Annotated in this window: 19 protein-coding genes; 9 read left to right on the top strand and 10 right to left on the bottom strand. The window is 58.6% G+C overall.

Annotation, left to right across the window (positions count from 1 at the left end; translation table 11 throughout):
• Position 1 precedes the first annotated feature (1 nt).
• Positions 2 to 2656, bottom strand: a complete 2655-nt coding sequence (pepN, locus tag JOD69_RS13675) for an aminopeptidase N (RefSeq protein WP_086134532.1) — start codon at positions 2654 to 2656, stop codon at positions 2 to 4.
• A gap of 134 nt (positions 2657 to 2790) precedes the next feature.
• Between pepN and JOD69_RS13670 the strand changes: the two genes are divergently transcribed.
• The 4 genes from JOD69_RS13670 to JOD69_RS13655 all read left to right on the top strand — a co-directional run bounded on the left by JOD69_RS13670 (position 2791) and on the right by JOD69_RS13655 (position 7708).
• The gene (locus JOD69_RS13670; RefSeq protein ID WP_168175416.1) at positions 2791 to 3771 is read left to right on the top strand and encodes an HlyD family efflux transporter periplasmic adaptor subunit; all 981 of its coding nucleotides are present in this window, start codon (positions 2791 to 2793) and stop codon (positions 3769 to 3771) included.
• Positions 3768 to 4712, top strand: coding sequence for an ABC transporter ATP-binding protein (locus JOD69_RS13665; RefSeq protein WP_156880023.1), 945 nt, complete (start codon positions 3768 to 3770; stop codon positions 4710 to 4712). Before JOD69_RS13670 ends, JOD69_RS13665 begins: the two co-directional genes overlap by 4 nt.
• Complete coding sequence (locus JOD69_RS13660; protein WP_086134531.1) at positions 4709 to 5809, top strand: ABC transporter permease; 1101 nt, start codon at positions 4709 to 4711, stop codon at positions 5807 to 5809. The genes JOD69_RS13665 and JOD69_RS13660 overlap by 4 nt, the downstream gene beginning before the upstream one ends.
• A gap of 345 nt (positions 5810 to 6154) precedes the next feature.
• Positions 6155 to 7708: a HAMP domain-containing sensor histidine kinase gene (locus JOD69_RS13655; protein WP_086134530.1), complete on the top strand. Its 1554-nt coding sequence runs from the start codon at positions 6155 to 6157 to the stop codon at positions 7706 to 7708.
• Between the two features lie 278 nt (positions 7709 to 7986).
• Here the strand turns inward: JOD69_RS13655 and JOD69_RS13650 are convergent, their stop codons facing one another.
• The 8 genes from JOD69_RS13650 to hyfB all read right to left on the bottom strand — a co-directional run bounded on the left by JOD69_RS13650 (position 7987) and on the right by hyfB (position 17540).
• Positions 7987 to 8367, bottom strand: coding sequence for a YccF domain-containing protein (locus JOD69_RS13650; RefSeq protein WP_086134529.1), 381 nt, complete (start codon positions 8365 to 8367; stop codon positions 7987 to 7989).
• 41 nt (positions 8368 to 8408) lie between these two features.
• Positions 8409 to 8945, bottom strand: coding sequence for an NADH-quinone oxidoreductase subunit NuoB (gene nuoB / locus JOD69_RS13645; protein WP_086134528.1), 537 nt, complete (start codon positions 8943 to 8945; stop codon positions 8409 to 8411).
• A 93-nt stretch (positions 8946 to 9038) separates the two neighbouring features.
• Positions 9039 to 10682, bottom strand: a complete 1644-nt coding sequence (locus tag JOD69_RS13640; RefSeq protein ID WP_240507019.1) for an NADH-quinone oxidoreductase subunit C — start codon at positions 10680 to 10682, stop codon at positions 9039 to 9041.
• Positions 10669 to 12309, bottom strand: coding sequence for a SulP family inorganic anion transporter (locus JOD69_RS13635; protein WP_240507017.1), 1641 nt, complete (start codon positions 12307 to 12309; stop codon positions 10669 to 10671). The genes JOD69_RS13640 and JOD69_RS13635 overlap by 14 nt, the downstream gene beginning before the upstream one ends.
• A gap of 29 nt (positions 12310 to 12338) precedes the next feature.
• On the bottom strand, positions 12339 to 13805 hold the full coding sequence (locus JOD69_RS13630) for a hydrogenase 4 subunit F (protein ID WP_077730503.1): 1467 nt from the start codon (positions 13803 to 13805) through the stop codon (positions 12339 to 12341).
• Positions 13802 to 14482, bottom strand: a complete 681-nt coding sequence (locus tag JOD69_RS13625; RefSeq protein ID WP_086134527.1) for a formate hydrogenlyase — start codon at positions 14480 to 14482, stop codon at positions 13802 to 13804. The genes JOD69_RS13630 and JOD69_RS13625 overlap by 4 nt, the downstream gene beginning before the upstream one ends.
• The gene (locus JOD69_RS13620) at positions 14482 to 15426 is read right to left on the bottom strand and encodes an NADH-quinone oxidoreductase subunit H (protein WP_077730505.1); all 945 of its coding nucleotides are present in this window, start codon (positions 15424 to 15426) and stop codon (positions 14482 to 14484) included. The genes JOD69_RS13625 and JOD69_RS13620 overlap by 1 nt, the downstream gene beginning before the upstream one ends.
• Entirely contained in the window at positions 15426 to 17540 is a 2115-nt protein-coding gene (gene hyfB / locus JOD69_RS13615) for a hydrogenase 4 subunit B (protein ID WP_086134526.1), read from the bottom strand. The genes JOD69_RS13620 and hyfB overlap by 1 nt, the downstream gene beginning before the upstream one ends.
• A 1010-nt stretch (positions 17541 to 18550) precedes the next feature.
• Here hyfB and JOD69_RS24710 point away from each other — a divergent pair.
• The 4 genes from JOD69_RS24710 to JOD69_RS13595 are packed head-to-tail and all read left to right on the top strand — an operon-like array spanning position 18551 to position 24086.
• Positions 18551 to 18997, top strand: a complete 447-nt coding sequence (locus JOD69_RS24710) for a substrate-binding domain-containing protein (RefSeq protein ID WP_240507015.1) — start codon at positions 18551 to 18553, stop codon at positions 18995 to 18997.
• Entirely contained in the window at positions 18984 to 20234 is a 1251-nt protein-coding gene (locus tag JOD69_RS13605) for a porin (protein ID WP_133716447.1), read from the top strand. Before JOD69_RS24710 ends, JOD69_RS13605 begins: the two co-directional genes overlap by 14 nt.
• Positions 20235 to 20255: 21 nt before the next feature.
• A complete protein-coding gene (locus JOD69_RS13600) occupies positions 20256 to 23084 on the top strand; it encodes an EAL domain-containing protein (RefSeq protein WP_086134525.1) in 2829 nt (942 codons plus the stop codon).
• Positions 23085 to 23120: 36 nt separating this feature from the next.
• Positions 23121 to 24086 (top strand): hypothetical protein, encoded by a 966-nt coding sequence (locus JOD69_RS13595; protein ID WP_156880017.1) that lies wholly within the window; start codon positions 23121 to 23123, stop codon positions 24084 to 24086.
• Between the two features lie 104 nt (positions 24087 to 24190).
• Here the strand turns inward: JOD69_RS13595 and JOD69_RS13590 are convergent, their stop codons facing one another.
• The gene (locus JOD69_RS13590) at positions 24191 to 24565 is read right to left on the bottom strand and encodes a hypothetical protein (protein ID WP_086134524.1); all 375 of its coding nucleotides are present in this window, start codon (positions 24563 to 24565) and stop codon (positions 24191 to 24193) included.
• Between the two features lie 1414 nt (positions 24566 to 25979).
• Between JOD69_RS13590 and JOD69_RS24705 the strand changes: the two genes are divergently transcribed.
• Positions 25980 to 26351 carry a hypothetical protein gene (locus JOD69_RS24705; protein WP_240502528.1) on the top strand — a complete coding sequence of 124 codons (372 nt, stop codon included), beginning with the start codon at positions 25980 to 25982 and terminating at the stop codon, positions 26349 to 26351.
• The last annotated feature ends 130 nt before the right edge of the window (positions 26352 to 26481 follow it).

Below are 26481 nucleotides of genomic sequence, written 5' to 3'. Positions count from 1 at the left end.
CTCAGGACAGAGTCTTCATCGCTACCTCGTAGACATCCTTCGAAACATTCTCGATTCCGGCGATCCGCTGAAGTTGCTGGCGCATCGATTGCTGCCGCTCCGTGTCGTAGCGCCGCCATGGCGTCAAGGCCGTCAGCATTCGGGCGGCCACTTGCGGATTCAAGGCATTCAAGGCGATGACATGGTCGGCGAGAAACGCGTAGCCCGCGCCGTCGCGGACGTGGAAATTGACCGGGTTGGCCTGGGAAAACGCGCCAATCAGCGAACGAACCCGGTTTGGGGTTTTCAAGTCGAAAGCGGGATGCGAAAGCAATTCTTTGACCCGATCCAATGTTCCAGGTAGACGGCAGGTGGCCTGCAGGGTAAACCACTTGTCGATCACCAGGTCTTCTTCCCGCCAATGCTCGTAGAACTCGGCCAGACAATCGGTTTTTTCCGGATTGCGGCTGTTCACGATCGTCGATAACGCCGAGATTTGATCGGTCATCGTGCGCGCATCGCGGAACTGCCGGACGCTGAGGCGATAAGCTTCTTCGGTCTCCAGCTCGCCTAGGTAAGCGAGACAGACGTTCTTCAGCCGGCGCCGGCCGACGGCCTCGGCGTCGAAGCGGCCGGCCTCGTCGAGATGATGTGTCTGATACAGGCGGCGGAATTCCTGTTCCAAGGTGCGAGCCAGCGCCCGTTTTACGGTTTGCCGGGCTTGGTGAACGGCATCGGGATCGATCACCTTCATCGATGCGCTGATGTATTCCTCGGACGGCAGGGTCAATAGCAACGCCAGATAGGACAAATCGGGCCAGTGATCGGAAATCACCTGCCGATAGGCCTCGGTGAGATGGCTATCGACGGTTTCCGGCGTCTCTCCCTTGGAGAATTGGCCGACGAGATCGAGGATCACCTGGGTGGCCAACTGTTGTCCGGCGTCCCAGCGGTTGAAAGGGTCGGGATCGCGGGAGAAAAGAAAAGCGAGTTCCTGGTAGCCGCGTTTCAGATGCAGCCGGACCGGTGCGGAAAATCCTCGCAGGGCGGAGACCACGGGTTTTTCCGGCAGACCGACGAAGCGGAAGCGCTGTTCGGATTCCTTTACGTCCAGCACCCGGGTTTTCTGCCGATGCGGCTCGGATTCGCCCTCGAGCTGCAAGGGCAGCTCCGTGCCGTCCGGCGCCAGCAGGCCTATTGCCAAAGGAATGTGGAACGGGGTCTTTACCGGTTGGCCCGGCGTGGGCGGGCAGCTTTGCCTCACGGTAAGATTGAGAGCTTGGGTTTCCGCATCGTAATCGGCGGCGATACGCACTTCGGGCGTTCCGGCCTGGCTGTACCAGCGGCGGAACTGCGTGAGATCGACGCCGTTGCCGTCCTCCATGCACCTGACGAAGTCGTCGCAGGTCACCGCTTGTCCGTCATGGCGCTGGAAATAGAGATCCGTGCCGTTGCGGAAGCCGTCCTTGCCGAGCAGCGTTTGGATCATGCGGACCACTTCGGCGCCTTTTTCGTAGACGGTCAAGGTATAGAAATTATTGATTTCGATATACGACTCGGGTCGCACGGGATGGGCGAGGGGGCCCGCGTCCTCCGCGAATTGCCGGGTGCGCAGCATGTTGACCTCGTCGATGCGTTTGACGGCTCGGGAAGTCCGGTCGGCGCTGAACTCCTGGTCGCGGAACACGGTCAAGCCTTCCTTGAGGCTGAGCTGGAACCAATCCCGGCAGGTGATGCGGTTGCCGGTCCAGTTATGGAAGTACTCATGGCCGATGACGCCCTCGATATGCTCGTAGTCGGCGTCCGTAGCGGTGTCCGGCCGGGCCAGAACGTACTTGGTGTTGAAGATGTTGAGCCCCTTGTTTTCCATGGCGCCCATGTTGAAATGACCTACCGCCACGATCATGTACAGGTCCAGGTCGTATTCCCGCCCGTAGTTCTCCTCGTCCCAGCGCATGGCGTTCTTGAGGGATTGCATGGCGTGATCGCATTTGTCGAGGTCGTGCTTTTCGACGAAGATCTGCAAGGTGACTTCCTTGCCGGAGCCCGTCACGTAACAGTCTTCGAGGCATTCCAGCCGTCCCGCGACCAGCGCGAACAGATAGGATGGTTTCTTGAAGGGGTCCTCCCATTTCACCCAATGGCGGCCGTTCTTCAGCTCGCCGGTCGCGATGCGGTTGCCGTTGGACAGCAGCACCGGATAACGCGATTTGTCCGCGACCAGGGTCGTCGTGTATTTGGCCATCACGTCCGGGCGGTCGGGGAAATACGTGATCTTCCTGAACCCTTGGGCTTCGCACTGAGTGCAGAGCATGTCCTTGGAGAGATAAAGCCCTTCCAAGGCGGTGTTCGCTTTGGGGTTGATGCGGGTGACGATTTCGAGATCGAACGGACGGTCCGGAACGCTGGGGAGAACCAGGGTCTCTTCGGTCAGACGATACTCGGGGGCGCTTAAATTGCGGCCGTTCAGCCGGATCGATTCGAGCAAGAGCTGTTCGCCGTTCAGTTCGAGTTCCCGGTGCTCGCGCGGCGATTCCGGATTCCGCCGCACCCGAAGCTTGGCGGTGACGCGAGTGTTTTCCTCGTCCAATTCGAAAAAAAGATCGACGGTTTCGATGAGATAGTCCGGCGGCGTGTAGTCTTTGAGGTAGACGGTGTTTGGTGTGTGTTCGCGCATCGTGGTCGAGCCTTATGTCGATGATGGTGGAATGATACGGCTTAGACCGGGGAAACGGGAGAGCTGTCGGCTTCCGATTCGCTTTCGATCTTGCTCGATGGCTGAACATGGCCGAAAGCGGTTACCATGAGCGAATGATACGCCCAATTTACAATGCTTCAGTCCTTGCGGCGGCGCTGCTGCTTCTCGGTTGCGGACAGGACCAATCGAGCCGCCGCGTGGTCGGCATTCTGGAATGGGATCGAGTGGAGTTGATTGCCGAAGTATCGGAGCCTATCGTCGAAATTCCGGCCGAAGAAGGCGACTGGGTCGAATCGGGGCAAGTTCTGGTGCGCCTCGATCCGGCACGGCAACAGGCTCGGCTGAACGAGGCGGCGGCGGCGCGGGATCGGGCTGCCGCCCGGTTACAGGAACTGGAAAGGGGACCCCGGATCGAGCGCATCCGGGAGGCAAAGGCCCGGTTCGAAGGCGCCCATCAGGTGTACGAAGTACGCCGTCGCGAATTCGAGCGGGTGAACGAGTTGCTGCCCCGTAAGCTCGTCAGTCCGGACGAGGTGGACCGGGCAAGACGGGAGTTTAAAGCCGCTCTTGCCGAGCGCGACTCGGCTTCGGCCGTACTCGAGGAGCTCAAGGCCGGCACCCGTGTGGAAGAAGTGGAGCAAGCGCGCCAGGCGCTGGCCTCCGCCGAGGCGGCCGTGCAAGTCGCCGAAACCAATCTGGAACGCCTGACCGTGCGGGCGCCTGTGGCGGGGCGTCTTGACAGCCTGCCGCTCAAGCTCGGAAATCAGCCGCAAGTCGGCGCCGTGCTGGCCGTGCTGCTCTCCGGTGCTGCGCCCTATGCACGGGTCTACATTCCGGAACCGATCCGTGTATCCGTCATGCCCGGAGACGCCGCCCGGGTTTGGCTGGACGGTGTCGCCGAGCCGTTTCAAGGCACCGTTCGCATGGTGAGTTCGGATCCCGTCTTTACGCCCTTCTTCGCCCTGACCGAGCGCGACCGGCGGCGTCTAAGCTATGTCGCGAAAATCTATCTGAGCGAAACGGTCCGAAACGTGCCGGCCGGGCTTCCGGTCGAGGCTGAACTCTCGGCCGTTGGGCGGTCCGAGCGGCCATGAGCGGCGACTATGCGATCACGGCGCGCGGGCTGACGCGCCGTTTCGGTACCGTCATCGCCGTCGATCACGTCGATCTCGCCATTTCCCGCGCCACGATCTACGGATTTCTCGGACCGAACGGCTCCGGCAAATCGACCACGATCCGCATGCTGTGCGGTCTGCTGACGCCGTCGGAGGGTGAGGCCGAAGTCTTGGGGCATCGTATTCCCGGCGAAGCCGAAGCCATCAAGCGAAAAATCGGCTACATGACCCAGCGTTTCTCGCTTTACGAAGATCTCACGGTCCGGGAAAACCTGGAGTTCATGGCCGATGTCTACAGTCTGCCGCGTAGGTCCGCCCGGCAGCGCATCGGCCAATTGCTCGATAAATACAATCTCGCGGACCGTGAGCGGCAGCGGGCCGGGACACTCAGCGGAGGCCAAAAGCAACGCCTCGCGCTAGCGGCGGTGACGGTGCACGAGCCGGAACTGCTGTTTTTGGACGAACCGACCAGCGCGGTCGATCCGCAGAGCCGGCGCGATTTCTGGGAAAGCCTGTTCGAGCTTTGCGACAAGGGGACGACGATTTTGGTGTCCACCCACTACATGGACGAAGCGGAGCGCTGCCATGGCCTCGCAATCCTGGACCGCGGTCGGGTGGTCGCGGATGGCGCGCCGCAGGAGTTGGAAAGGCGCATCGACGCCAGCGTCGTGGAAATGGAAACCGGCGATTCGAGGACCGTGCGGCGGCTGCTGACGGATTTGCCCGGCGTGCTCAGCGTGACCCAGCTCGGCATGCGCCTGCGGGTGCTGCTAGACCGATCCGTTGCCGATCCGCTGGCGCTAATCCGTACGGGTCTCATCGGGCAGCGGCTTCAATTCGATGCCCGGTTGACCCACCCGAACCTCGAAGACGTCTTCGTCGCCGCCACCCAGGGCCGCTATCTCAAAGCGCAAGCGTGAAAGGTCTGCTGCGACTTTTTGCCATCCTGCGGAAGGAGGTCCGCCAGCTCAGGCGCGACCGGCTGACGTTCGGCATGATCGTCGGCATTCCGCTGTTGCAGATCACGCTGTTCGGTTTCGCCATCAATACCGATGTGCGCCATTTGAGCGCCGGCGTGGCCGATCACGCCAACACGCAGTTTTCCCGCATTCTGGCCGCCGACGCGCAAGCATCTCAAGTCGTCGACATTACCCGGCGGGTAGAAACGCCGGAACAATTGGAAACCCTGCTTCGGCGAGGTGAAATCTCGGTCGGGATTTTCATTCCTTCGGATTTCGGGCAGCGTCTGGCAAGGCGTGACAGACCGGCCGCCCAGCTCATGATAGACGGGTCCGACCCTCTGATCCTGGCTGCCGCGCGTCAGCTTACCGGAATGAGCTTGCGCTACGATACGGCGCCCAGGCAGACCACTGAGGTGCCTTTGTTCGAGATCCGCAATTATTACAACCCGGAACGGCGCTCGGCCGTCAATATCGTGCCCGGCTTGATGGGAGTCATTCTGACGATGACCATGGTGCTGTTCACCGCGGTGGCCATCGTGCGGGAGCGTGAGCGCGGCAATCTCGAACTGCTCATCAATACGCCGGTAAGAAATCTGGAGCTCATGGTGGGGAAGATCATTCCCTACGTCATCATCGGATTGATCCAAGTGAGCCTGATACTTTTGCTCGGCGTTCTGCTGTTCCACGTGCCGATTCAAGGCCGAATGATCGATATTTATCTGGCCGCATTGGTGTTTATCGCGGCCAACTTAACGATGGGATTGGTGATTTCGACATTGGCCCGGACGCAGTTTCAGGCGATGCAGACCACTTTTTTCTTTTTCTTGCCCTCGATACTTATTTCGGGCTTCATGTTTCCCTTCGACGGCATGCCCAGGGCGGCACAATATATTGCCGAATTGCTTCCGCTGACCCATTTCGTCCGGCTGATCCGGGGTATCATGCTGCGCGGCGCGGAATTGTCGGAACTGCTGTCCGAAATGTCGGCTTTGATGGCGTTCATGCTCATCACTCTGGGCGTCGCCATGCTGCGATTCAAGAAGCGGCTGGATTGATCGCGCGAACGTCGCGAAGGTAGAGTATCCTCTCGGGATACGCCGTTGTGGTGCACTCTTTGCTGGATTTTTCGAGACCCCAAGGTGTCTTATTGGAATCCGTTCGAGAATTTCCACCGTCCGGAGTTGCCACCGATCGATGTTCGCTCTGCCCTCGCTCTTTCAGACCGGATTGCATTGACACAGTGCTGCGAGGGAGTCGCCATGCGGAAATCGTCGGCGAGCGGTAACACGTGTACCCCTCTGGCGAGGGCGGCTTCGAGAATGGTGGACCAGCCTTCTGTTCGCTCGAGATTTTGCGGTGACCGGTGCAGGCGTGCTTAAAGTCCAATTCGGATATCGGGTATGAGAATTCCTGATCGCTTCCGTCGCTCCCGTCTCGCTGGGAAGGAGAGAAATTCCATCCATGCGGATGAAATGCGAGCGTCGCAGATCAAGCTTCTGTATCAACAGCTTCCGTCGGCTTTGATCGCCACGGCGGCCAACGCCGCGATCCTGGTCCTCATTCTCTGGCGAGAGGTTTCCCGACCGTTGGCAATCGCTTGGCTATTGGCCGTCGGCGCTCTCGTGTTGGTTCGTTACGGCCTGCTCCGCGCCTATGCGCAAGCTAATCCGACGAGCACCGATGCACCTCGCTGGGCCCGATTTTTCTTGCTCGGCGTCGCCGCCAACGGGGCGCTGTGGGGCTTGGCAGGATTTTTCCTTTTCGTCGAGCACAGTTATGTGCACCAGATATTTCTCGGTTTCGTGCTCGGCGGAATGGTCGCGGGAGCGATGTCGACCTTATCTTCGTTCCGTCACGCTTTTCTGGTCTTTCTGCTGCCGGCACTGCTTCCGTATACGGCGCAGATACTACGCCACGGCGGAGATGTCCATATCGCGATGGGAGCGATGTTAGTGCTCTTCGTAGCCATGATGTGGATGATTTCCGAGCGCTTGTACGCGACCGTGGCGGAATCCTTGCGGCTTCGTTTCGATAATCTGGACCTTTTGAGCGATCTCACTTCGGCAAGGGATCGGCAAAAGGCGGTCAATCAGGAATTGTCCGGTCAGATCGCGGAAAGACGAAGGGTGCAGCGCGAGTTGCAGGAGTCTTGCGAAAAACTGGAACAGCGGGTGAGAGAGCGCACCGAAAAACTCGCCCGATCCGAAGAGGCGTTGCGTGACGCCAACCGCCGCAAAGACGAATTTCTCGCGATGCTGGGCCATGAACTCAGGAATCCGCTAGCACCCATCCGGAATGCCGTGCAGGTCATGCGAAAACTCGAGCCGGACGAGACGAGGCTTCGATGGGCGCGCGACATCATCGATCGCCAAGTCGATCATCTGGCTCGGCTGGTCGACGACTTGCTCGACGTGTCCCGCATCGTTCAGGGAAAGATCAGCCTGCACCCGACGACTCTGGATCTCGCGACGGTCATCGATCAAGCCGTCGAGGCCAGCCGGCCTCTGATCGAAGCGCGCGATCATGATCTCCTGGTGACGATGCCGGACCGTCATCTCCAGGTTAAAGGCGACCGGGTACGATTGGCGCAGGTCATTTCGAATCTGCTCAATAATGCCGCCAAATATACGGATGTAGGCGGAAAGATATGGCTGGCGGTCGAAGCGTCTGAGTCCCGCGTGAGCATCCGCGTCAGGGATAACGGCGTCGGCATACCGGAAGAGCTTCTGCCTCATGTCTTCGACCTTTTTAGCCAGGCCGATCAAAGTCTTGCGCACGCTCAAGGCGGCTTGGGCATTGGGCTCACTTTGGTCAAGCGATTGGTGGAGATGCATGGGGGAGAAGTCGAGGCCCATAGTGCCGGCCCCGGCCGGGGTTCGGAGTTTTCGATACACCTGCCGCGTTTTTTCGACGATGCCGACGAGGTCGATGCAGTCCGTTCGAATACGGCGTAACGCCCGCTCGGACTCGAGTCTGAGGGGCGCCAGATTCACGGCAGGCTAGAGCGTTTTTCATCTCGGTGTACGGCTTCGTGTCGGGTGGGAAGAACGTAGGTCGGCAATCCCTTGCCGACGTATCGGCTCGGCAAAGGATTTTGTTGGAAGGGGCGTCCTGGCGCTCCCAGGACGGCCGTTTTGCGATTGGAAGGGTCGCGACTAAAGCGACCGTTTGCGATTGGGAAGGGATTGCCGACCTACCTATCGGGCTCTCTGACACCGAATCGGAAAATGCTCTAGGACTGAATCGGCCGGAAGTCCCGCCCGAAGGGAAACAGCGATAACGGAATCAGCTTGATGTGCTGCAAGGCGAAAGGAATGCCGATGATGGTGACGGCCAGTACGGCTGCGCTGGCAAGGTTCGCGAGCGCAATTTCCCAGCCGAAAAGTAGCAGCCAGATCAGGTTGAAGATGATCCGCAAAGGGTTGTTCGCGCCGTCGAGTTCCACCACCTCTTTGCCGAACGGCGCGAATACGGCAAACCCGAGCTTGATCGACTGAACGCCGAAGGGTATGCCGATCAGGGTAAGGCAGAGGCCTATTCCCCCGATCACATATCCCAACCCGGTGATCAAACCACCGAAGATCAGCCAAATAATATTGCCCAGTAAGCTCATGACGACAGCGGCATGATTCGGAACCCTTCCTTTTCGAGTCGTTATCCGTGTGCTTGGTTCGTTACGGAATCCGATAATAAGGATAACAAACCGCGCAGCAAATCGATCGGGGTTGGTGGACACCCGGCAATGGCGAGATCCACCGGGATTACATTGGAAATCGCGCCGCAACTGGCATAGGACACGCCGAACTCGCCGCCGCAGACCCCGCAGTCGCCCACGGCGATCACCCATTTGGGATCGGCCGTCGCCTCGTAGGTTCGTTTCAAAGCGGCTTCCATATGGCGCGAGACCGGCCCCGTCACCATCAGGATATCGGCATGGCGCGGAGAAGCGACGAAATGCACGCCGAAACGCTCAACGTCGTAATAAACATTGTTGAGGGCGTGGATTTCCAATTCGCAGCCGTTACAGGAGCCGGCATCCACCTGGCGGATGGACAGGCTGCCCCGAAAACGTTTGTCGATCACTGCCTTGAGCCTGGCGCCCTCGCGTTCGACGGCCTCGTCTTTTGAGGCTGGCGGAATGCCCTCCGTTAGCACTCCGGTTCGAAAAATTTTGCCATACAGTCGTAACATCGAAACCTCCAGGAGAAAGCTGTCAGCCATCAGCCGTGGCCGTCAGCCATCAGCTGAAAACTGACTGCTGACGGCTCAAAGCTGATACCTATCTCAAAGATCATGACCGGAATAAGATCCGTTGACCGATTTATTGCAGACCGGAAAATCCGGCACGATGTTGCCGAGCACGAGTTTTTCCAGGGCCGGCCAATTGATGACGCTGGGATCGCGCGGGTAATAGCGGCTTATGCGGCCGCCCGCGCCGAAACGGACGTAGCAGAGAATTTCGCCTCGCCAGCCTTCCACGGCACCGAAGCCTTCGGCGCCTTCCTTCGGTGTTCGCCATTCCGAGACAAGGTCCCCGGAAGGGAGGCCGGCCAGCATTTGCTCGATCAAGCGCAGTGCGGCGCGCAGTTCCTTATAACGGACCCAGAATCTCGAGGCCACATCACCCTGGACTTCCACTGGCACACGTACCTTCAGACTTTCGTAAGGGGAGTAGGGGACATCGCGGCGCACGTCGAACCGCTGTCCGCTCGCCCGGCCCAGGTAGCCCAAAGCGCCAAGAGCAGAAGCCAGTTCGCCGGACAGCACGCCGGTGGTCAGGAACCGGTCTTCCAGCGACGAGTTGGCGTCGAGTATGGGCAGCAGTTCGTCCAGTTCCCGTCGCAGCGATGCAGTCGAATCCTGCATGCGACCAGCCGCATCCGGCGGGACATCCACGGATACGCCGCCCGGAACCAATGTATTCATCATCAAACGATGGCCGAACAACGCCCGATTTTCCCTAAGCCATAGCTCGCGCAAACGGCCGAACTGATAGTAGCCCGCGGCGAATCCCACGTCGTTGCACAATGCAGCCAAGTCCCACAGATGATTGATCACCCGCTCGCGTTCCGCCAGGATGCCGCGGATATAAGCCGCGCGCAGGGGAATTTCGACCTTGGCCGCGCGCTCCATCGCCATGCAGGCGGTCCAGCTATGACCGATTGGCGTATCGCCCGATACTCGCCCGGCCAGCTTGACGAGTCCTAACGGATCACGTCCTTCGGCGATTTTCTCGATGCCCTTGTGTACATAACCGAGTCGTTCCTCCAGGTGCAGGATGGTTTCCCCCACCGCCTGGAAGCGGAAATGGCCGGGCTCGATGATTCCCGCATGGACCGGGCCGACCGGAATTTCGTAGACGCTCGCGCCATGGGCCTTGAGGAAAGGGTAGTTGCTGTCCGGTGGCGTCGAAGGCGGCGGTTGTCCGTCGGCCGGGAAGTTTTTCCGCAAGGGATAGGCGTTTTCGTCCCAGGCCTGATGGCGAATCCAGCGCTTGGGGTCCGGGTGGTCGATGAAACGGATGCCGAACAGATCCCGGATATGCCGCTCCGCCCGATCCGCCGCCCAGTAATATGGCGCATGCGAAGGCAGGCTGGGTTCGTCCGGCGGCAGATAGGTTCGGAGGATCAGGTAGCGCCCTTCCTTCTCGAGGCAGGCATTCATTGCCAGGTCGGAGCCGCGGTCTTCCGCCCATGCCCCGGCCCAGCGCCAGTTCTGCGCGCTCGCTTGCTGCGCGGTTTTGCCCCAGTCTTCGCTTTCGATCTCGGTCAAGTCGGCCGGCAGCAACGGACTGGGCGTGATCGGCAGGATTTTCACGCCTTCCGAAAGTAGGGCCGCATCGAGCATTGCACGCGCGTCGAGGTTTTCCGTAATGATCGACTCCTGCCGGCCGGAATTCTTCGAGACGAATTCCTTAGACTGATTCACCGCGGCCGGCTCTCCAGTTGAATAGCTTGCGGCGGCGCGCCGCCAGCGGATGATCCGAATAGGCGTCGTATCGCTCCAGGCCATGAACTTCGCACCGGCCGCCTGCCGCAATATAGTCGTGACGGAAGTGTTCGATGAACTCCATGACGGTATGGTCGACCAGGGATGCGTAGGTCAGATCGAAAACGATGGTTTCGCCGGCCGGCAGTTCGGCCAGCTCATCCTTCAGGGCCAGAAAATTGGAAAAGATGGCCGCACCGTTGAGCTTGATCCGGAAGCCGTTCGTGTCCCGCATGATCCGATAGGAGAGCTGGAACAGATTCCCGAGTTTCACGCCTTGCCAGCGGTGTATCAGCAACTTGGCCGCAATGCCGATGGCAACCCCGATCAGGAGGTCTGTAGTCAAAATGCCCACGATGGTAATGATGAACAACGCGAGCTGTTCGAAGCCGATATCGAGCGTCTTGGCGAACGCCTTGGGCGAAGCGAGTCGATACCCGGCGTAGACCAGCAAAGCCGCGAGCGATGCCAGCGGAATATCGCGGATGAGACGCGGGAACAAGGCCACGAACAACAGCAGAAAGAGGCCGTGGAAGAAATTCGACCAACTGCTGCGCGCGCCGTAACCGACGTTGGCGGAGCTGCGGACGATCTCGGCAATCATGGGCATGCCGCCGATCAATCCCGATAGCGTGTTGCCGACGCCGATGGCGGTAAGATCCCGATCGAGATCGGAGCGGCGGTGCTCCGGATCGAGACGATCCACCGCGGAGGCGACCAGCAAGGTTTCGAGACTGCCGATCAGCCAGAGACTCAAAACGGCATTCCAAAAGGCGAGCGTCCCGATTTTTGAAAAATCGGCGAAGACTAGGCTGTCCAAGAAGCTATCCGGAATATCGGCGAGAAATTGCGGAGTATTCACAAAGACATGCCGGTGCCAGGCTTCATTTTCGGGACCCTCGGAAAGGAGATAAAGCTCAGCCTGGTTCAAATCGAACGCCCGCCCCAGTATGAACCCGCTCAGAACGACCAGAATGGGCGCGGGAACCCTGCCGAAACCTTTGTTTCCCAGCAGCGGCCAGGCAAACATGATCAGAAGGCCGATGCCGCCGATCAGGAAGATTTCCGGATTGTAATGAAGAAGGCTTTGGGGAATATGCGCCAGACTCTGCACGGGCGTTTCGACGGCGGGTCCGGCGCCGACCAGGATATGGATTTGCCTCGCGATAATCATGATGCCGATGGCGGCCAGCGTACCGTGGGCAATGGCGGCCGGAAAGAAAGTCGCCAGCCGTCCCGCCCTGAAAATGCCCAGCAGGAATTGCAGAATGCCCGCCACGACGATCGCGGCCAGGGTGTAGCGGTAGCCGGCGAAGAGATCGCCTTCGCCCAGGGTATGAACCGCGGTGAACAAGACGGTGATCAGCCCGGCGGCAGGGCCCGTGATCGTCAGGCGGGCGCCGCCGATCCGGGAGACGACAAAGCCTCCGATAACGGCGCTGAGGATACCCGCCATCGGGGGAAATCCGGAAGCCATGGCGATGCCGAAGCACAAAGGCAGGGCGATTAGGAAGACCAGAAAGCCGGAGACCGCATCGGTTCGCCAGTTCTCGGCGAGATCGGTCACACTGCTTCGAATTGACTGAGGAATCCGTTTCAAAGGGGTGATGCTCCTGAAATGAGTTGAGTGGCCTGGCTGAACCAATCGCCCAAGAAGCCCGGAATGGATAGTCCGAGCCAGAGCACCAGAGCCAGGTGGATCATTACCGGCAACAAATTGGCCGGGATGGGCTTTTGGCCCTCCGGGACGTCCCCGTAGACCATGAGTTGCAAATGCCGGAACAGGCCGGCAAAGGCGACGCCGATGCCGATCAGAAGCAAAGGCGTCAGCCAGGGGTAATCGCGCATGGTGGCGATGAGCACCAGGAATTCGCTGGCGAACACGCCGAAGGGCGGAAACCCGGCGATGGCCACGGTGCCGATAAGAAGCCCCCAGCCGATGGCGGGCTGGGTCAGGATCAGGCCGCGAATCCGGTCCATGCGCTGGGTGCCGGCGAGCTGGGCGGCATGTCCCACGGTGACGAAGATCGCCGATTTGGTCAGCGAATGGGTGGTCATGTGGAACAGGGCGGCGAAGGTGGCCCAAGGGCTGCCGATGCCGAAGGCGAAGGTCATGAGTCCCATGTGCTCGATGGAGGAATAGCTGAACAGGCGCTTGATGTCGGTCTGCCGGTGCAGAAACAGGGCCGCCACCAGAAAGGACAGGAGGCCGAAGCCCATCATCAGATAACCGGCGACCTGGGTGCCGAGGGAGCCGTCCACCAGCATCTTGCAACGCACCACCGCGTACAAGGCGTCGTTGAGCAATAGCCCCGAGAGGATGGCCGACATCGGGGTCGGGCCTTCGGAATGGGCATCCGGCAGCCAGTTGTGCAGGGGCACGAGGCCGATTTTGGTGCCGTAACCCACCAGCAGGAACACGAAGGCCAGTCTCATGATATTGGGTTCGAGCGCGCCGGCGTTCACGTGCAGTACCGTCCATAGCAGCGCGTTGCCGCCTATGCCCAGTTTTTGTTCGGCGGCGAAATAAAGCAGCACCGTGCCGAACAGGGCGAGGGCAATCCCCACGCCGCACAGGATGAAATACTTCCAGGCCGCTTCCACCGACTCGGGCGTGCGGTACAGGCTGACCAGCAGCACCGTGGCCAGGGTCGCGCCTTCCATCGCCACCCAGAGGACGCCCATGTTGTTGGTCGTCAACACCAGGTACATGGCCAACATGAAGCCCTGATACATCGCATAGTACAGCCGCAGGCGCTTGACGTTGACGCGCCCGGTTTCCAGTTCGTGAGCCATGTAGGGGCCGGAGAAGATGGACGTGGTCAGCCCCACGAAAGCGGTAAGCACGATCAGATAGACGTTGAAGGAGTCGATGTAGAGAAGCTGACCCGAAGACAATCGGGGGCCGTGAACCAGCACGTCGATGGCGAGCCAGATCGAAGCCGCCAAGGCCCAGGCATTACAGTGCACATTGATGCGTCCCGCCCGCCGGCTGTCTGCCAGAAGTCCGAGAATCGCCATGCCAGCCAGAGGAATCACCAGAACGAGATAGGCCGCGATCATGGCTTATCTACCTCGGTTAGCTTGCTGAGCCGATCCACGTCGAGAGAGTCGATACTCTCGCGGATCTGGAAGAAGAACACGCCGAAAACGACCGCGGCGACCAGGACATCGGCCGCGATCCCCAATTCCACCACCATCGGCATGCCGTAGGTGGACACCACGGCCGCGAAGAACAATCCGTTCTCGATGGACATGAAGCCGACCACATGAGCCACCGCCTGCCGCCGGGTGATCATCAGCAGCATGCCCAAGAGGACGACGGCCAGGCTCACAGCAATGGCGTTGAGCGTCACCAGGGGCGAATGGGCGACGACGGGAAGACTCACGTAATAACTGAAGACCACCAGGAATGCCCCGCCCATCATTACCCTCGCCGGATGCTCGATCGTGTCGAGTTCACGGTGCAGTCCCAAGCGATAGATCATCCGGTGCAGCATGACAGGGATGAGTATGCCTTTGAGCAGAAAGCTCAAACCCGCCGAAATGTAAAGATGGGGAAAATCCAGGACGCCGGCGACCATGGCCGTGGTCGCGGCGAGCAGGATGCCCTGGATGGCGAATACCAGGACCAGTCTGACCAATCGGGACTGGCCGAGCATCAGGAACGAGGTCAGCGCGATGAGTCCCGCCAGCAGCAGGACTGCTTGGCTGTACAGGCTGAGTTCGGCGAAATCCATTAGCGAGCCGCCTCCAGAATGATGTGGCTGAGCATGCCGAGAACGCTGAGAAGGTAGGCGAAGCTCAAATACTCCTGCACCCGAAAAATACGCATCTTGGCGAACAGCACCTCGGAAACGGCCAGCATGACCGCCAGTACGGCGAGCTTTAGGGTAATTACTCCGAGACCTAATGCCAGCGCATTCACAGTGAAGGTTTGGGCGATCCCCCACGGAAAGAAGATGTTGGCGATGAGAACGCCATAGAGCATGAGTTTGATCTGGGATGCCCACTCGATCAGAGCCAGCCAGCGACCGCTGTATTCCAGGATCATGGCCTCGTGGATCATGGTCAGCTCCAGGTGGGTGGCAGGGTTGTCCACGGGAATGCGTCCCGTCTCGGCGATCGCCACCAGCATCAACCCCCCGAGGGCGAATACGAAGGACGGGCGCAGCACCAGTCCGGTGTCGAGCACGAAGTTCACGGCTTGGGACAGATTGGTGGTATGCGCGCTCATGGCCAGGGTGAACACCGCCATGAGCATGGCGGGCTCGGCCAGAGAGGAAATCGTCATCTCGCGCGACGAACCCATGCCGCCGAAGGCGGTGCCGACGTCCATGCCGGCCAGCACCAGGAACATCCGGCCGAGGGCGAAAAACCCCACCAACACGATGACATCGGCGATGCGCGCCGTGGGCAAATGAATCGCCGCCAGGGGGACAGTGGCCGCCGCCAGCACGGTGGATGCGAAGACGATGTAGGGGGCGGCACGGAAGATCCACGAGGCTGGATGCGGCACGATGGGCTGCTTCCGGTAGAGCTTCCGCAGATCCCGGTAAGGCTGGAACAGAGAAGGGGCCTTCCGGTTTTGCAGCCGGCACTTGACCCGCTTGATCCAGCCGGAAAGCAAGGGCGCCAAGGCGATGAAAAGCAGAGTCTGAAGTATTGCCATCAACCAGGCCATCAGCTCACCACCCACAGCAGAATGATCAGGGTAAAAAAAGCGTACCCGAGATAAGTGCGGATATTGCCGGTCTGCACGCGCCCGACCCAGCGGGCCAATCGGGTGACGGCCCGTCCCGACGGCTCGTACAGAACCGCCCAGGCGCGATCCAACACCTGGAATTGATATCGAAGCCCCGTCACGCGTGTGCTCGCAGGTCCTTCGGTTTGTTCTTCGACCGTCTCGCGGGTATCGAACACCGGCTCGAAAATGCGGCGTATCGGCATGCTGAATGAGCCTGAGGTGTATTGGGTACGAGGAGTCAATCCACCGAAACCGCAGTCCCAGGGTTCGGCCCGGCGCGGCTCAAGACCGGTGCGGCGGTAAAGGAGGTAATAGCATAGCCAGCCCACCGCCACGGTGCCCAGGAGGACTAGCGCCGGCGAATACGCCGCCACCTCCGGCGACACTGGCGTCAGCCATAGCCAGCCGAGGGCCGAGATGTTCGGCAGCACAAATCCGGTCAAGGATTGCGTCAAAGCGCCTAGCGCGTTGATGAGGGGCATCGGCAAAACGCCGAACAGCACACAGCAGGCGGCGAGTAAAGCCGGCCCCGCCAGCATGCCGGGGTGGCGGATCTCACGGGCGCGAGCGATGTGGCGGGAGCGGGGAAGCCCCAGGAAAGCCACGCCGTACACCTTGACGAAACAAGTGGCCGCCAATGCGGAGGTCAGTGCCAACACCGCGCTGGCAGTCGGAATCAGGCTGCGGAGTATGCCGCTTTGGATGCTGCCGGCCTGCAAGGCCGTTTGGAATATCAGCCATTCGGAAACGAAGCCGTTGAAAGGCGGCAGGGCGGAGATGCTCAGCGTGCCGATCAAAAACAAGGCCGCCAGTTTCGGCATGCGGTGGATGAGACCGCCCATGTTCTCAATGCTCTGTTCATGGGTTTGATGCAGGATGGCGCCCGCGCCGAGAAACAGAAGGCTCTTGAACAAGGCATGGTTGAGCGAATGCAGTAACGCCGCCACCAGCCCCAGCGTTCCCAATAGGGATTGTCCGCTACTTTGGAAAATCAGCGCAAGACCCAAAGCGGTGAAAATAATGCCGACGTTTTCCACCGACGAGTAGGCGAGAAGCCGCTTCAGGTTTTGCTGCTGCAACGCATAAAGAATCCCGAGCACGGCTGACGCCGATCCGATCAGGAGGACCAGCACGCCCCATTGCCACAAAAGAGACGGCAGTAAATCGAAGGTGAAGCGGATGAAGCCGTAGATCGCGATTTTCAGCATCACCCCGCTCATCAAAGCGGAAACGTGAGACGGCGCGGCCGGGTGGGCTTCCGGCAGCCACGTATGCAGGGGGACGAGCCCCGCCTTCATGCCGAAGCCTGCGAGCGCCAGTGCGAAGGCGATGCTCGCCCACAATGGGTTCAGCGCCGCACTGCGCAAAGCCTCGAACGTCAATCCACCGGAAAATCCCGCGAGGACGCCGAAAGCCAGAATGATCGCGATCGCCCCGATTTCCGCCATCAGCAAGTAGAGAAAGGCTGCGCGGCGATGGGCCGCGTGCTCGTGCTGGTAGGCGACCAGAAAATAACTAGCGACCGACATCAATTCCCAGGCAATCATGAATAGGAAGGCGTCGTTGGCGAGCAGTACCAGTTCCATGCCGGCAACGAACAGCCCGGTGAAAAGACCGAGGACCGAAAGCTTGTGTTTGCCGTGCTCGAATTCCCGAACGTAACCGGGACCGAACAAGCTGGCGGCGATCAGAGGAATGCCGAGCACGCAAAAGAAGAAACCGGCTAGCGGGTCCAGCGCCAAGTGCCAGTTCAGCCAGGGCAGACCGAAGGGCAGCGTCACGGTGCGGGTGGCGCCGCCGAGGAGCGCGATGAGGCCGGCTGTTACGGCGAACCCGCCCGATGCTCCCAACAGAACGAAGGGCATTGTCCGCGCCAGACGGGAAAAGCGACCCGGGGTAAGTCGTTCGTTAGTCCGCGCCGGACGGAAAGTCGCTTGCCCGACCCATCGCAGCATTCCGTGCCATAACAAGCCGTTCGGCCCCGAGACCAGTGCTGCAAGGGCGGACAGCAGCGCAGCCAGGACCGAAATGCCGGCTAAAAATAGGGACATCGGGGACGGGGATTTGTAAACCGCATGGGAAAAGCCGCATGCAATTCCGTTGCCAACAAAACGTCATCCATCATTTCAAGCACCTACACCTATCCCGCGGCCGCATTAGGTTGAAAACACCCGCTATAAGCGGTGATACATGTTCAATAGCACCATCGAAATGGCGCTCTACATTGCATGTTGCGACGATGTCGAGTCCCGTCCGAGTGGTAAATCTTAAAACAATTAACATCTTATGTGCATAAGAAGTTATCGGAACCCATATTGCGTGTTTGACACTGCTCATCTATCCCGATAAAAAAGCTACTTTCGAACGTTCGTGCGTGGACCGCGATGTTACTTGTTTGCAAATGGTGAGCAGGTTGATCCGGGAAGCTTATGGGGCCGGATTGGAAGGAACACGTATCCGAAGGTCGGCAGAGCGAATCGTAACGCCGCGCCTTCGATAAAGATCGAAAAGTTCGTAGTAGTCGCGGATCAAGTCGTCCGTTTGTTGTAAAAACGCTGTCTTTGGTCGTAGTATCGGCTTGGCGTGGGGGGATGTGGTGTCACTATTCGTTGACCGAATAACCGAGTTCGCCCGGAACCGCCGGAAAAAAATGCGCGGGAGTTTCCTTAAGGAAGCTCTGATTAAGTCCTTCGACAGGCCTGTCCTGAGCCGAGTCGAAGGGCTCAGGACGAACGGTAAGGTATTGATTCCGTTCGTGGTGAGCTTGTCGAACGCTCTCCTGAGCCTGTCGAAGGGCATGAACGGAATCCACTTGTTCAGAGCTTCCTTAAAGCGAAACGGAAAGCCTAGCCCAGCTAACAGGGTTGGTTTTTTGCAGTATCGGCGTGTCTCGATTCCCATAGCGAAAAAATAAGCCGAAAAACCGCCGTTTTTCGGTTTATCGCATTTTCGGCAGGAGGATGTCGGAAAACCAGGATGACAGTCCTCTGCTAAAGTTAAGCCGACAATTCATTGTCGGTCCTCTCTTCAGAATAAGAACAAGAAAAGGTGTTGCTTGAGGATGATGTCTAAATCCACCGGAAATTTGCACCGACTGATCGGGTGCGGGTGGGTTAGCTTTCTCCTATCACTTGCACTTGCGGTAATCGTTGCCCTTGGCTGTGCCGGCAAGCCCGTCATGGCAGGCGAGCCCAGCCCCAAAATTTATGCAGCGGAAGAGCGAGCTGATTCACTCTCCGCTGACACCCTGCGCGAAATCTTCTTCATGCGATTGACGAGTTGGCCTGATGGCACGCCAATTCGTGTTTTCGTACTGCCGGATAAACATCCTCTGCATGTCCGTTTTTCCAAGGAAGTGTTGGGTGTCTATCCCTTCCAGCTACGCGCGGCATGGGACCGGCTGGTTTTTTCGGGGACAGGTTTAATCCCGCATATGGTCGAGACGGTCGGAGAAATGCGCGAGATGGTTCGGGCGACTCCTGGAGGTATTGGATATGTTGACAAATAGGGGTTTTCTAGGGAAGGCGCTGGCCATGCGGATCGTCGGTCCTCGAACGATCGCGCGTATGGCTGCAACGGTCGCCTGCTTTTTCGTATCCGGCGTGGCAGCGGCGCTGGATTTCAGCACTATTGACTGGCAGTTGCATGGTTTTGCGAGTCAAGGATTTACCTATACCACGAGCAATCAAGTGTTCGGCGCGAGCCGTGGCGGCAGTCTGGATTTCACCGAAATTGGCGTCAACGGATCCGTGCGATTGCTGCCAAACCTGTTGTTTTCCGCTCAAGGGCTCTATCGCAACGCCGGAGGTTCCGATCGGGAGGATTTTCGGCTCGATTTTGCCCAAGTGGATTACAACGGCACGTTTCTCGACTCGGCTTTAACGCTTGGCGTGCGGGCGGGGCGAGTCAAAATACCGTTCGGACTATACAACGACACTCGGGATGTGGTCTGGACCCGGCCTTCGGTGATTCTGCCCCAGTCGGTTTATTTCGACACGCTCGGGCTCAGGCAGGCGATGATCTCGGCCGACGGAGGACTGCTGTATAGCCGCTATAACTGGGGCGATCATCGCTTCAATTTGGAATTCATGGTCGCGGAACCGCAGGATGATACCGGCGATGCCACCGATTTCCTCACCGGCATGCTCAACTCGCCCGGTAGAATGGATGGGCGTCCCTTGTTTCTCGGGCGAGCCGTCTATGAGTGGATGGGCGGGCGGGCGCGTGCCATGTTCAGCGTGGTCGACCTGGACCGTGACTTCAGGTCGCGTGCAAGCGGAGTTCCATCCGGCAACATCCAGGCTTTATATCCTTTGTTCTCTCTGCAATATAATGCAGAGCGCTGGTCGTTGACTGCGGAATACGGTTGGGTCGATGCCCGTCGCAGTGGTTTTACACCGGTTCCCATAGAGAATACCTCGGAGGGGTTTTATGTACAGGGAGAGTACCGATTGAGCGATGACTGGTCGGCCGTACTTCGCTATGACGTTTTTCATGCGGACCGTGACGACCGAAGCGGTCGTTCCTTGGCCGAGCAAACCGGCCAAGCACGCCACCGCTTTTACGCTTATGATCTTGCCGTCGGTGTCCGCTGGGAATTTGTGCGGAATTGGCTGATTGCGGCGGAATACCACAACGTGGAAGGTACCGCCTGGCTCTCTCCTCACGACAATTCCGACTTGCTGAGAGGCGGGGGAGATCCTCACTGGGATCTCTTTTCTGTAATGGTATCGTTTCGTTTCTGAAGCCGTTGCTGGAAAGGATAAATGAGGAATGACACAAACCGTTTTTGGACATTGCGCCGAAAAGGGTTTGTACTGTTGAGTCTGCTCTTGTTGACGCTCGGTGTCGCTTTCGGCGCACTGAACCATTGGAATTTAAGGACTCAATTCAAAAACCAGCAAGCCGTTCGCAACGCGGCTCTTAGGACTGAATTCAAAGAGCTTATAGAGCGTTCGGCCGACCGCTTGCAACGCCTGGGCGTGGTGCTTGCTTCGCTCGGTAGGTTGGATCGGTTCATCACGGCGCCGCGCGAGAATCAAACCGCTGCCCGTTTGCAGGGATTTTTTTCCAGCGTACGGTACGAATTGGACGTCGAGCGGATCGAGCTGTTCGATGCGGCAGGTAATTCAGTTCTGAGCTGGTCTTCGTCAATGGCGAACGCGGTTCCACAAGACCGGTTACAGGACGTTTTGAGCCGAGTCCTCGAAACGGAGCAGCCGATGACAATCTTGACCTGTCAACCGGGTTGCAGCCTTCATGCTTTTGTTCCGTTGCTTTCTGCGGGACGAAATGTAGGCATCCTTTCTCTCAGCCAGATGATTACCGATCTGGTGCTGGACTTTTCGGCGGGTGCCGGAACGGCTGTCGCAATCCTCGTGGCCTCTCCGGGAACCGGCGAAAAGGTTCTGGAAGCCTGGGGCTTGCGTGTTGCTGCGTTGTCCAATCCGCAACAGCTGGAGCCTTTCTTGAGGAATCTCGCCGAGCACTATCCGGGGCCGGATATGCTCACAGCCGACCAATGGCTGGAATGGAAGAAGAAAAAATTCACGGTTTATGCTTCGCCGCTGAACGACATCCTGGCGGGTGGCGAGACCGGCCAACTTATGTTCATCGTGGATGCTAGCGCTTCGGCCGCGGCGCTCGACCAGGCCAATCGGGACGCCCTGGTTGTCGTCGGGATGTCTTTAGCCATAGCCGAAGTCCTGCTGTTGGTATTGCTGCATGCTCCGCTACGGCGCATTCAACATCTTGCATCGACATTGCCATTGCTGGCTCACGGCAACTATCACAAAGTCAACGAGCGGCTAAAGACGCTCAGCCGCCTGGTCGAATGGAAAGACGAAATCGACATCCTCTATGCCACGTCCATCCGTTTGGCTCATCAGATCGAAGAGCATCAAAACACCCTCGCGGCGGAGAGGGACTTTATTCAAGGGCTGCTGGACAACGCCCAGGTTTTGATTCTGACTCAAACTCGCGACGGCAGAATTCGTACGGTTAATGAATTGACGTCCCAGATCTTGGGACGTCCCGGCGAGACGCTCAAAAACGCCCGATTCGTCGAGCTGATCGAAATCGATAACGAAACCAGTGATATCGCCCGGAATCTCGAAAAGCTGTTCTCCAACCTGCTGCATCGTCTGGAACACGAGTCGGTCCTGACCTGCTGCGACGGCACCAAGCGGCATATCGTATGGGTGCATACGCGTTTGGGCTTGGAGCAGGAGAACGGCATTGCCGTGCTGTCCATCGGTTTGGACGCTACTGAAAGAGTACAGGCCGAATCCCGTATACGCTGGCTGGCGAACCACGATTCATTGACCGGGCTCCACAATCGGCTCTGGTTCAAGGACGAGCTGGAGCGGAGTTTTGCCGAGGCGGAGCGGAACGGTACCCCGGCGGCCCTGCTCTTGTTCGACCTGGACCATTTCAAGGACGTCAATGACAGCAGCGGACACGCTGCCGGCGATGCGCTGCTGTGCCTTTTGGCCAATGAGCTGCAGGCGCGGGCACGCAAGTCGGATGTTCTGGCTCGCTTGGGGGGCGATGAGTTCGCCGTTCTGATGACCGGTACTGACCGGTCGGGAGCAGAGTACTTTGCTCAGGATCTCAATCAGCGCTTGACCGAGAAGCCTTTCCGCTTCGGCGACCGAAGCTATCGCATTTCCGCGAGCATAGGTATCGCCCTGATTCCGGAACATGGCAAGGATGTGGAAGAGCTTATGGCGAACGCCGACGCGGCCATGTATCAGGCAAAAAAAGCAGGGCGAGGACGGTGGCATTTGTTCTCTCACTCGGGCGAAGAACGCGCTCAGATCAGTCACCGGGCGTATTGGCGCAACGTTATCGCCCAATCTTTGGATCAAAAGCGTCTATTTTTTCATTATCAGCCCGTAGTAGACGTGGCGACGGGGCTTGTCGCTTATCACGAGGCGCTGCTTCGCTTGAAGCTGGACGACGGACGCATCGTTCTTCCGGGTGAATATATGGACGTCATTTTGCGTTCGGACTTGATGAGCGCCATCGATTCATATGTCACTCGGGAGGCGATCGAAATCCTTGGCAAGGTTCGTTCGGCGCGCCTTTCGATTAATCTTTCCGCTGCCGCGCTGACCGATCCGGGATGGGCGGAGCCGCTCAAACAAGCGGCGCGCGACGGAGTCTTGGCTCCGGAACGTTTATTGCTCGAGATCACAGAGACTGCCGCGATCGCCGATTTAGAGGCGGCTCGGCGGATTATGGACGAATTAACCGATATTGGCTTCGGATTCGCGATGGACGATTTTGGGGCCGGGTTTGCGTCCTTTCATTACCTAAGACACTTGCCGATCAAGCATGTGAAGATTGACCGTTCGTTTATCAGCCGTCTAGCCAATGACGATGACGACAAAGTGTTTGTCAGCGCCCTGACCACGCTCGCTCATGGCTACAGGCAAAAAATCGTCGCCGAAGGAGTTGAAAATGCGCAGACACTAATTCGGCTTCGAGAATTAGGAGTCGATCTGGTACAGGGCTTTTTTATCGGACGTCCCGATCGACAGTTAAAGCCGGCAACAATGTCCGTGATCGATTTACCGTTGGTTGGATCGTAAGCGGCATCCGCATACTACTTTTATCAACTAATAATTATGAGTACGATCACGCTACCCGAATTTTACTGTCCGTTTCCCTCGCGCCTCAATTCTCATGCCGAAGCGGCTAATCGTCATACCCTGGCGTGGGTGAGGCGTTTCAATTTGGTTACCGACGATCGCGAATGGCAGCGGCTGGAAGCTTCCAAATTCAGCTGGTTGGCAGCCCGCGCCTATCCCGATGCTCCTTACGAAGGACTTAATATCGTCTCGGATTGGAACACTTGGCTATTCATTCGCGACGATCAATGCGACGAGTCGGGTTTCGGGCGGAGTCCGGATAAACTTGCCCATTTTCATGAGCGGTTGACTGAAATTCTTACCGGTCGCGAGCCTAACGAAACGGATCTGCCGCTTGCTCGAGCACTGCACGACCTTTACCTTAGACTGCGGCAAATAGCAAACGACGACTGGATGTGCCGGTTTATACTCAGCGTCGTCGAATATTTCGAATCCTCGGTTTGGGAAGCTAAAAACCGTGCAAGCGGAATTACGCCGGACCCGCTAACGTATGTGACGATGCGCCCGTTTACCGGAGGACTTTATACCGATATCGAGCTCATAGACGTCGTGGAAGACATAAGTCTGCCGCTGCACGTGCGCAAACACGATACGCTGCAGAATCTGATCCGGATGGCGAACAATGTGGTTTGTTGGTCCAACGACATCATTTCTTTCGCCAAGGAAGTCCAGCACAATGATGTCCATAACCTGGTCGTGACGTTCCAGCACCATCGTCGGTTGTCTCTTCAGGATGCAATTCAGCAAGCGGCGGAGCTGACGAATAGAGAAGTCCGCAATTTCATCGCATTAAAAGAGCAATTGCCCACGTTCGGAGCTGCGATCGATAGCGACGTTCAGCGTTTTGTCTCGGTTCTGTGCTCGTGGATGCGCGGCAATCTCGATTGGTCCTACAGCTCGGGGAGATATGTAGTGTCGATCGTCGGCAATGGCCCGAAATGATGAATAGAAAAACAGATGCCCCATGCGGTGGGGCGGATTGATCTCTGAACCAATATGCTTTGGACGCTCCGGCCGGCGCATTCCGGTGCGTCCGACCGGCGTCTCTAGGATTGTCTGACCGCCGGCTTGCGTCGATTCGTTAGACGCCGCTGCGATTGGCAATCGGAAATTTCACGTTTCGTTTTTTCCCGTGCCTCCGCTTGTGTGGGGGTGTCAATGACCGTCGATATCCCGCGGCCAACCGGCGAAACCGGCGTGTCCGAGGCGGTTTGAGACCGCTCGACATCGGCTCCTGTAAGTGCCCGAAGCTGCGCCAGCTCTCTAGCTGTGGCATCGAGTTTCTCTCGGAGTTCGTGTATCAACTGATAGAGCTGTTCGAAATGAATCTGGAAGTACCGTGCCGACGGAAATGCTGGCGGGACCGGCGCGTCTGCTTGTATGGCTGGATCGCATTCCTGGCGCCTGAGTCTGGGTGTCATCTGTTTCTCCTCTCGATCGTGAAATCACCGCCTCATGGCTTGGAAATGAGGCGGTGCCCCCAGTCGGCTAAGCACTAATGTTTTGATAGAGCAGCAGTGCTGTTGGCGTTTGAAAAGAAGAACGACCAAGCAAAATTCGCCGCTTGAGCAACGGCTCCCTTAACCCATATCTAGGGGGCCGATACAGTAAAACTGTGGAAACACCGCGAGTCCGAAAGAACACTTTTCACGAATGGAGCGCGGCGATGCCGCCAAAGCCGGCAGAGCATGACGATTGAGCGATGTCATGACTCTTGAGCATGAATGTTTCCATAAAAGGCAATCGCCATGCCACCCTCCTCAAGTGCTTGATGGGACGGCATCCGCGTCGGCTGATCCATCGCTGCGAGACATGGAGCGATGCGAATGCGAGCGAGTCGAGTAGTCCCCGGAAGCCCGAGCGCCGGGTGGATGGCCGAAGGTCGTTGCGTTAGCAACGGTCGTAGGCCATCCACAAGGCATCGCGACCGGGCGTCGAGCCATTGTGGAGCCAGGTTCCGACCCCTTGTCGGGTCGGGACCGGTCGAACGCAGGGCGTCCGGGGCGCCGCAGGCAATCACTTGTCGCCAAGTTTTTGCTCCTTTTGGTGACTCGGAAGTCCCAAAAGGTTTTGCAAAAAATGGCGACACAATCGCGGTGCGATCAGTGATTGGTATGGCAAAACACACAATCGATGTGACTTTTGCCCCGCCCGGCGCATCGCAGTCTCGAATACAGCCATTTTCTGTGGGTTGAATAGTGTGACCGTCGGGGTTTCGGTTCGAGACGTACTAGCGTGCCGGAACTTAATCATTCCATCGAGAACGTTCCGGTCGTGTAAGTGCCGTTTCGATGTAACCCATTTCTCACCTCGGGGCGGATGTAAGCGAGAAGGTCCAGGCCGTTTTCACCGCTGCCAGGCGGCGACGAGTTTGAGGCAGGCGCGGCGCCATTCGCAGTCGGGAACGGTGCATTGGAACCGTTCCTCGGTGCGGTAACAGGGGGTGCGCTGCTGGGCGCGTTGGACAGCCCGGACCCAGGCGGCCGGGGGCGGCGCGTCAGGTTCATCGGGTGCGGGGCGGGCAATCCGAAGTGGTGGTGCGGCATCCATCGGGCGGTCCATCCATGCAAAAGAGAGCGCCGCTCGCAGGCGGCGCCGGCAACCCAGTGAGGCGAATAGCACAGGCGCGGGCGGACGGCGGGCGCGGAGGAAGAGGGGGCTCCGCGCCCAAGCGCCCGCCCGGCGCTACCAGAAGACAGTGCAAGACAGGTGCCAGCCGTCAGGCCCGAGAACGCGGGCGCTCGCGCCAACCGCCGGTCGGACGGTGCGGGAAACGGCTGAGTGCGGTTAGGCTTTTCACCCGGCGCCACGCTTCAGTCGGTGTAATCGGAGGGGATGATCGCCGCCACCTGGCGCGAGCGCGGGCCGAGCGTCACCGGCATCTGGCCGCTGACGAAGGTCGCGGTGGTCCGGATGATCACCGGCAATGCCGGTATCGCATCGACCAGGGGAATCACAGGGATCGGGTCGCGGTCACGATCGAGGCGCGCCGCTGTCCATCCTCATCGGGTGGAACGTGAGCATGATTCCCATGGCCGTGATCAGGACGCCGAGGTAGGGGATGTTGGCCGCGACTGTGCCGATCACCGTCAAATGGCGGGGCAGCTCGGTTTCGAGGAACTGGCTGGTGGCGTACTGGTCGAGCTCGACGCGGCGGTAGAAGAATCAGAGGTCAAATGCCATGGCGACCCCGCAGAGGCAGGCTAGAGCATTTTCCGATCCGGTATCAGGGAGCCCGATAGGTAGGTCGGCAATCCCTTCCCAATCGCAAACGGTCGCTTTAGTCGCGACCCTTCCAATCGCAAACGGTCGCTTTAGTCGCGACCCTTCCAATCGC

Source organism: Methylocaldum sp. RMAD-M (assembly GCF_017832375.1).
Classification (GTDB): domain Bacteria; phylum Pseudomonadota; class Gammaproteobacteria; order Methylococcales; family Methylococcaceae; genus Methylocaldum.
This window is presented reverse-complemented; position numbering and strand designations above follow the sequence as displayed.